We start from the raw sequence: 6,961 nt of genomic DNA, 5'->3' as shown, positions 1-6,961 counted from the left end.
AACACCCGGTGGACCATGGTCAAACTCCCCGACGGCGACAAGATGTGGGTCTCACCCTGCGGCCGGATCAGAAAAGTCGCACCACACCGCCGACTGTCGCCAGCATTCGTCCAAGCCATGGCCCCCGAAACCACGGCCGGCGAGACGACGACCACCGAGACAACGGCCGCGAACAGCTGGAACACCCCCGACGACCCCGACCAGGAGATGCCGTTCTGACCCACAGCACATATTGGGCGCGCCGATCCCGTGCTGATCAGATCGGCGACGCTATGCACTCGAAATATACGGGTGCCGCTATACACGATGCCGTCGATCAAGCCTGCCCCCGCAGCTGGCGGCCTCGCCCGTCGCTCTGCACGCGACGTGAGTCGGTATCTGTTTCAGGTGACGGCGAAGAAGTGGCTATGAGGCGGTCTATTCCAGAGCGGAGAGCCAGGCGGGCTGGTGTCCCGGAAACGACCGGCTCGGTATGGCTAACAGGTCGCCGACCGTGAGATCGAGGGGCAGGTCGACGGATGCCACGTCCGCGGTGAAGGCGAGCTCCTGGTCGACCGGGCGTCCTGCAATCAGCGCGACCCCGCTGTGTGCGGTGGATGCGCGATTGATGAGCCGCGTCTCCGACCAGATCAGACGAAGGTTGTCGAGGCGGGCATCGGTCTCGATCACGGTATCGCCCGACGCTCGAAGCATGACGTCGGTCACGCGTACGACGAGCACGGCGGTCTTGGCGGTGTCCGACGGACGGCCGTTCGTTCCAGGCACGATTGCGGCTCCGCTGTGAATGCAGGGTGTGCCGCACACCTCGACGAGCCGGAGCAGCGAGATGCCGGACACCACGACATCGGTCGTGGTCACGATCGTCGCCTCCGGCCAGAGGTCGTGGGAGATCGGGTCGGAAAGCGTGCGCCGCAGGGAGGGCAGTAGGCGGGTGAGGGTCATGGACTCAGGTCTACGCTCCCCGACCCCCGGCTCGGCCGGTGCTAACGAGACCCATACGCCCCACCCGAACATCCTTACAACTCCCATGCGCTCCGGGTCGAGCGCCGCCGACCGGCCGTCGTTAGGAACCCGTTAGGGTTCCGCGACCCTCCGTAAGGAGTCCATGAGGACGAGACATTGCCTCTCTGAGCGGGTATTTACTGATCTGCTGTGCCTCCCGTTGGCGCCGGATCCCGATCGGGGTTTAGAAGTTCCGTCTCAGGAAAGAGTTGTCAGTGCTCGACATTGTGTACGTCCTCGCCGCGATAGCCGTGTTTGCGGTTGTCGCGTTGGTCGCCCGGGGGGTGGAGAGGCTGTGATCGCCTTTGACATCGTCGCCGCGGTTCTCGCCGTCGCCGCCCTCGTGTACCTCGTATTCGCGCTCGTGAAACCGGAGAAATTCTGATGACTGTGCTCTTCGGTATCCTCCAGATCCTCACCGTCGTCGTGATCATCGTCGCCCTGTACCGCCCGCTCGGCGACTACATGGCCCGCATCTTCACCACAAACAGAGACCTCCGCGTCGAGCGGGTCTTCTACCGCCTCATCGGCGTCGATGCGCAGTCCGAGCAGTCGTGGATGTCGTATCTGCGGAGCGTCCTGGTCTTCTCGCTGATCGGCGTGCTGTTCGTCTACGGCATCCAGCGGGCGCAGGAGATCCTGCCCTATTCCCTCGGATTTCCCGCCATCCCCGAGGGGCTGTCGTTCAACACGGCGGCGTCGTTCGTCGCGAACACGAACTGGCAGTCGTACTCGCCCGATGTGACCATGGGTTACTCGGTCCAGATCCTCGGACTGGTCGTGCAGAACTTCGTGTCCGCGGCGGTCGGCATCGCCGTCGCAGTCGCCCTCATCCGTGGCCTCGCACGGCGCAGGTCTGGCACCATCGGCAACTTCTGGGTCGACCTCACCCGCGGCACGTTGCGCCTGCTGCTGCCCTTGGCCGCGACATCCGCCATCGTGTTGATCGCCGGCGGCGTCATCCAGAATTTCGCGGGATTCACCGACGTCACAACCATCACCGGCGGCGCCGCGACCGTCCCGGGCGGGCCGACCGCGTCGCAGGAGGCGATCAAACTCCTCGGCACGAACGGCGGTGGCTTCTTCAACGCCAACTCGGCGCACCCGTTCGAAAACCCGACGGCGTGGACCAGCCTCTTCCAGGTCGTGCTCATGCTGGCGATTCCGTTCGCGTTGCCGCGCACCTTCGGCACGATGGTCGGCGACAAGCGGCAGGGCGTCGCGGTCGCGGCGGTCATGGCGACCATCTTCGCCGTGTCGCTCACCGCGATGACGCTCTTCGAGACCCTCACCGGCGGTGCCGCCACGCGGCTCGCGGGAGCAGCGATGGAAGGCAAGGAAGACCGGTTCGGCATCTGGGGCTCGACGCTGTTCGGATCCACGAGCACGCTCACCTCGACCGGCGCCGTCAACTCCATGCACGACTCCTTCACGTCGCTCGGCGGAATGATGGCGATGATCAACATGATGCTCGGCGAGATCGCGCCCGGCGGAACGGGCTCCGGCCTCTACGGCCTCTTGGTGCTGGCGATCGTGACCGTGTTCATCGCCGGACTCCTGGTGGGACGCACGCCGGAATACCTCGGCAAGAAGATCGGGCCGAAGGAGATCAAGCTCGCCAGCATCTACATCCTGATCACCCCCACCCTGGTGCTCGTCGGAACCGCGTTGAGCTTCGCGATCCCCGCGGTGCGTGACGACGTGATGGCGACCTCGATCTGGAACCCCGGGCTGCACGGCTTCTCCGAAGTGCTCTACGCGTTCACCTCCGCGGCCAACAACAACGGCTCGGCGTTCGCCGGGCTGACAGCGAACACCCCGTGGTTCAACACCGCTCTCGGAGTCGCGATGCTGCTGGGACGGTTCCTACCGATCGTGTTCGTGCTGGCTCTGGCCGGATCGTTCGCCGCTCAGGACAGGGTTCCCGCAAGCGCCGGAACCCTGCCCACCCACCGACCGCAGTTCGTCGGACTGCTCCTCGGAGTGTCGGTCGTCGTCACCGCGCTCACCTACTTCCCCGTTTTGGCCTTGGGACCGCTTGCTGAAGGGCTGCACTAAACCATGTCCGTACTCACACAAACACCCGTCCCGGAGCAGAAATCGGACGAGGCGCACTCCACAACCAAGAAGAGCGCATTCACCGCTGCCCAACTGATCGCCGCCCTCCCCGGAGCGCTGCGCAAACTCGACCCGCGTCAGATGTGGCGTAACCCGGTCATGTTCATCGTCGAGATCGGGGCGGCATACACGACCATCCTCGCGATCGCCGAACCCTTCCTCGGGGGAGCAGCCGAGTCGGGAGGGTCGACCGTGCCCGCGTCCTTCACCTGGGGCATCGCGGTCTGGCTGTGGCTCACCGTGGTGTTCGCCAACCTCGCCGAATCGGTCGCCGAGGGCCGGGGCAAGGCCCAGGCCGAGAGCCTGCGCAAGACCCGCACGAGCACCACCGCCAACCGTCTCACCGGTTACGACGAGAGCGGCGACCCGTCGGCGCAGAGCGCGGTCACCGCACCCGTCTCCTCGGCCGACCTCACGCTCGGCGACGTCGTGGTGGTGGTGGCCGGCGACCTGATCCCCGGAGACGGTGACATCGTCTGGGGCATCGCCTCGGTCGACGAGTCGGCCATCACCGGCGAATCGGCGCCCGTCATCCGCGAGTCCGGTGGCGACCGCAGCGCCGTCACCGGCGGCACACGCGTGCTCTCCGACCGGATCGTCATCCGCATCACGTCGAAGCCCGGCGAGACCTTCGTCGACCGCATGATCAGACTGGTCGAGGGCGCCTCCCGCCAGAAGACGCCCAACGAGATCGCCCTGAACATCCTCCTCGCGAGCCTGTCCATCGTCTTCGTCATGGTCGCTCTCACGCTGAACCCGATCGCCGGGTACTCGAACGCGTCCGTCAGCGTGCCCGTGCTCATCGCACTGCTGGTCTGCCTCATCCCGACAACCATCGGGGCGCTGCTCTCCGCGATCGGCATCGCCGGCATGGACCGGCTGGTGCAGCACAACGTGCTCGCCATGTCGGGCCGCGCCGTCGAGGCCGCCGGAGACGTCACCACCCTCCTGCTCGACAAGACCGGAACGATCACCTACGGCAACCGCCAGGCGGCCGAATTCACCGCGATGAAGGGGGTGGATGACACGGAGCTGGTGCATGCGGCCGCGGTGTCGTCGCTCAGCGACCCGACGCCGGAGGGCAAGTCGATCGTCGATCTCGCCCTGACGCGGGGGTTCCGGAACGACGAGATCACCGCGGGTGAGATCGTCCCCTTCACCGCTCAGACGCGGATGAGCGGACTCGACCTGCCCGACGGCTCGCAGATCCGCAAGGGTGCCGGTTCCGCCGTCATCGCGTGGGTCGAGCAGGGCAGGCGTCTGGCGAGCAGCGAGCACGAAGAGCTCGAGGGCTACATCGAGAAAGTCTCGAACGCCGGCGGTACACCGCTGGTCGTGGCCACCAAGAGCGCGGACGGAGTCGGGCAGATCCTCGGCGTCGTCTACCTCAAGGACATCGTGAAGGACGGCCTGCGCGAGCGGTTCGCGGAGCTTCGCACGATGGGCATCCGCACCGTCATGATCACGGGGGACAACCCGCTGACCGCGAAGGCGATCGCCGCCGAGGCCGGGGTCGACGACTTCCTCGCCGAGGCGACTCCCGAGGACAAGCTCGCCCTGATCCGCAAGGAGCAGGACGGCGGCAACCTCGTCGCGATGACCGGTGACGGAACCAACGACGCCCCGGCACTCGCCCAGGCGGATGTCGGCGTGGCGATGAACACCGGAACGTCGGCCGCGAAAGAGGCCGGCAACATGGTCGACCTCGACTCCGACCCGACCAAGCTCATCGACATCGTGCGCATCGGCAAGCAGCTGCTCATCACCCGCGGCGCACTGACGACCTTCTCGATAGCCAACGACGTGGCGAAGTACTTCGCGATCATCCCGGCGATGTTTGCCGGAGTGTTCCCGGGGCTCGGCCTGCTCAACATCATGGGCCTGCACTCTCCGGCTTCTGCCATCCTGTCGGCCATCATCTTCAACGCGATCATCATCGTCGTGTTGATCCCGTTGGCGCTCAGGGGAGTGAAGTACCGGGCGCTGTCGGCGTCGAAGGTGCTGAGCCGCAACATCCTGGTCTTCGGCCTCGGCGGCATCATCGCGCCGTTCGTCGGCATCAAGATCATCGACCTCGTGATCACTCTGATCCCCGGCTTCTGAACCCAAGAGAACTGGAAGTAGAACACACATGTCACCACGAACAGCAGCCCGTCAGTACTGGGTCGCCATCAGGGCCATGCTCATCTTCACGGCGGTGCTCGGCATCGGCTACACGGCCGTCGTCACCGGCGTCGGTCAGCTCGCCCTCAACGCCAACGCCAACGGATCGCTCACCCGGGTCGACGGGGAGACCATCGGTTCGCGGCTCATCGGCCAGTCGTTCACCGACGAGGACGGGGCCGCTCTCCCCGAGTGGTTCCAGTCGCGTCCGTCGGCCGCCGGCGACGGCTATGACGCCTCGGCGTCTAGCGGTAGCAACTATGGTCCGGAGAACGAGGATCTGATTGCCGCGATCACCGACCGCAAGGCCGCGATCGCCGAGCTCGAGGGTATCGATCCCGCCGAGATCCCCGCTGACGCGCTCACCGCGTCTGCGTCGGGTCTCGACCCGCACATCAGCCCCGAGTACGCCCGACTGCAGGTCGAGCGTGTCGCCGAGGCCCGCGACCTGCCGGCGGCGGCCGTGAGGGAGCTCGTCGAATCGAAGATCCAGGCGCCTGACGCCGGGTACCTGGGTCAGCCGACCGTCAACGTGCTCGAGCTGAACATCGCCCTCGCCGAGCTGAAGGGCTAGAGACGAGCTGAAGGGCTAGAGAAAGGGGGCGGTGCCGAGTGCTACTCGGCGCCGCCCCTCTCGTGTCCACCTCGCCGATCAGGCGCGTTCTGTCGATCGGGCGCGTTCCGTCGATCAGTCGCGTTCTACCGGGAGCCACAGCTCGCAGACAGCTGCACTGAAGTCCTCGGTGCGCTCGAGGATGGCGACTATGGAGGGCCCCGGGCGGAGCCGCCAGGGATTCGACGGAAACCAGTCCGTCGCCGTGGCCGCCCAGATCGCCTGCAGTGAAGCGGGGTACTCGCCCTCGGTGCGGAACACCGCCCACGTGCCGCCGGGTACCTCGATCTCATCGAGGTCGTCGGGGAGGTCCGCTGCACCGGTGACGGCGACTCCGTGCAGGTAGGTCAGCTCGCTGCCCTCGGTGTAGTCCGGATCGACGTCGGCGCTGACCTGGAGCAGGCCCGCGGGCTCGGTGTCTCCCAGCCCTTTGAGCCGCTCGTGCTCCGTCGCGGGCAGTGAAGCGATGTGCGCTTGGATGTGAGGATTGACGCCCTCGCGGATGAGGGGCACGCGTCCGGCGTGGCCGATGAGTCGAAACGCCGCTCGATCTGTGATGCGCGCGTCCATGGTGATGTTCCCTTCTACTGTCAGGCGGAACCTGATCTGCGGTTGTGTACGAAGGGGGCCGCCGTCTCGCCGTACGTCGCCGAGGCCGACGCCGTGCACCGATCTGAACGCACGACCGAACGCCTCGGTCGAGCCGTAGCCGTAGCGCACGGCGATGCTCAACAGGTCTTCATCGCCGAGAACGTCTGCCGCTGCGACCGCCATCCGCCGACGCCGGACGTACTCCGACAGGGGCATCCCGGCCAGCGACGAGAACATCCGTCGGAGGTGGTACTCCGTCGTGCCCAGCCCTGTCGCCAGCCCGGCCACGTCGAGGTCGTCGGTGAGACGCTCCTCGACCAGCTCGACGAGCCTGTTCAGTTCAGCGATCACGGTTCTCCCTTCGACACCCACACTTCCGGGTCATCCAGATCGGCACCCTACTATCGCGGTCCGATCTAGTCGCGCTCGCTATAGCGGTGCTATAGTCATTCCTATAGCATCGCTATAAGGGCC

The 6,961-nt window shown here is 66.0% G+C and carries 7 protein-coding genes; 5 read left to right on the top strand and 2 right to left on the bottom strand.

The genetic code is table 11. The features are described from left to right. Positions 1-219: hypothetical protein (locus ABIE21_RS08645; protein ID WP_354024368.1), on the top strand; the 219-nt coding region annotated here is incomplete at its 5' end. Between the two features lie 198 nt (positions 220-417). Here the strand turns inward: ABIE21_RS08645 and ABIE21_RS08640 are convergent. After that, the gene (locus tag ABIE21_RS08640; RefSeq protein ID WP_354024367.1) at positions 418-942 is read right to left on the bottom strand and encodes a hypothetical protein; all 525 of its coding nucleotides are present in this window, start codon (positions 940-942) and stop codon (positions 418-420) included. Positions 943-1,297: 355 nt separating this feature from the next. Here ABIE21_RS08640 and kdpF point away from each other — a divergent pair, with 355 nt between their 5' ends. The 4 genes from kdpF to kdpC are packed head-to-tail and all read left to right on the top strand — an operon-like array spanning position 1,298 to position 5,857. Continuing rightward, positions 1,298-1,387 carry a K(+)-transporting ATPase subunit F gene (gene kdpF, locus ABIE21_RS08635; protein WP_354024366.1) on the top strand — a complete coding sequence of 30 codons (90 nt, stop codon included), beginning with the start codon at positions 1,298-1,300 and terminating at the stop codon, positions 1,385-1,387. Continuing rightward, the gene (gene kdpA / locus ABIE21_RS08630) at positions 1,387-3,060 is read left to right on the top strand and encodes a potassium-transporting ATPase subunit KdpA (protein WP_354024365.1); all 1,674 of its coding nucleotides are present in this window, start codon (positions 1,387-1,389) and stop codon (positions 3,058-3,060) included. Before kdpF ends, kdpA begins: the two co-directional genes overlap by 1 nt. Positions 3,061-3,063: 3 nt before the next feature. Further along, on the top strand, positions 3,064-5,223 hold the full coding sequence (gene kdpB / locus ABIE21_RS08625; RefSeq protein ID WP_354024364.1) for a potassium-transporting ATPase subunit KdpB: 2,160 nt from the start codon (positions 3,064-3,066) through the stop codon (positions 5,221-5,223). Positions 5,224-5,251: 28 nt separating this feature from the next. Beyond that, positions 5,252-5,857 (top strand): potassium-transporting ATPase subunit KdpC, encoded by a 606-nt coding sequence (gene kdpC, locus ABIE21_RS08620; RefSeq protein ID WP_354024363.1) that lies wholly within the window; start codon positions 5,252-5,254, stop codon positions 5,855-5,857. Between the two features lie 114 nt (positions 5,858-5,971). On the opposite strand, the gene ABIE21_RS08615 is transcribed toward kdpC, so the two are convergent. Beyond that, complete coding sequence (locus ABIE21_RS08615) at positions 5,972-6,838, bottom strand: AraC family transcriptional regulator (protein ID WP_354024362.1); 867 nt, start codon at positions 6,836-6,838, stop codon at positions 5,972-5,974. Positions 6,839-6,961 lie beyond the last annotated feature (123 nt).

It is taken from the genome of Conyzicola nivalis, from assembly GCF_040548875.1.
Classification (GTDB): domain Bacteria; phylum Actinomycetota; class Actinomycetes; order Actinomycetales; family Microbacteriaceae; genus Conyzicola; species Conyzicola nivalis_A.
The sequence above is the reverse complement of the archived record's forward strand: the minus strand, read 5'-3'. Positions and strand labels throughout refer to the sequence as shown.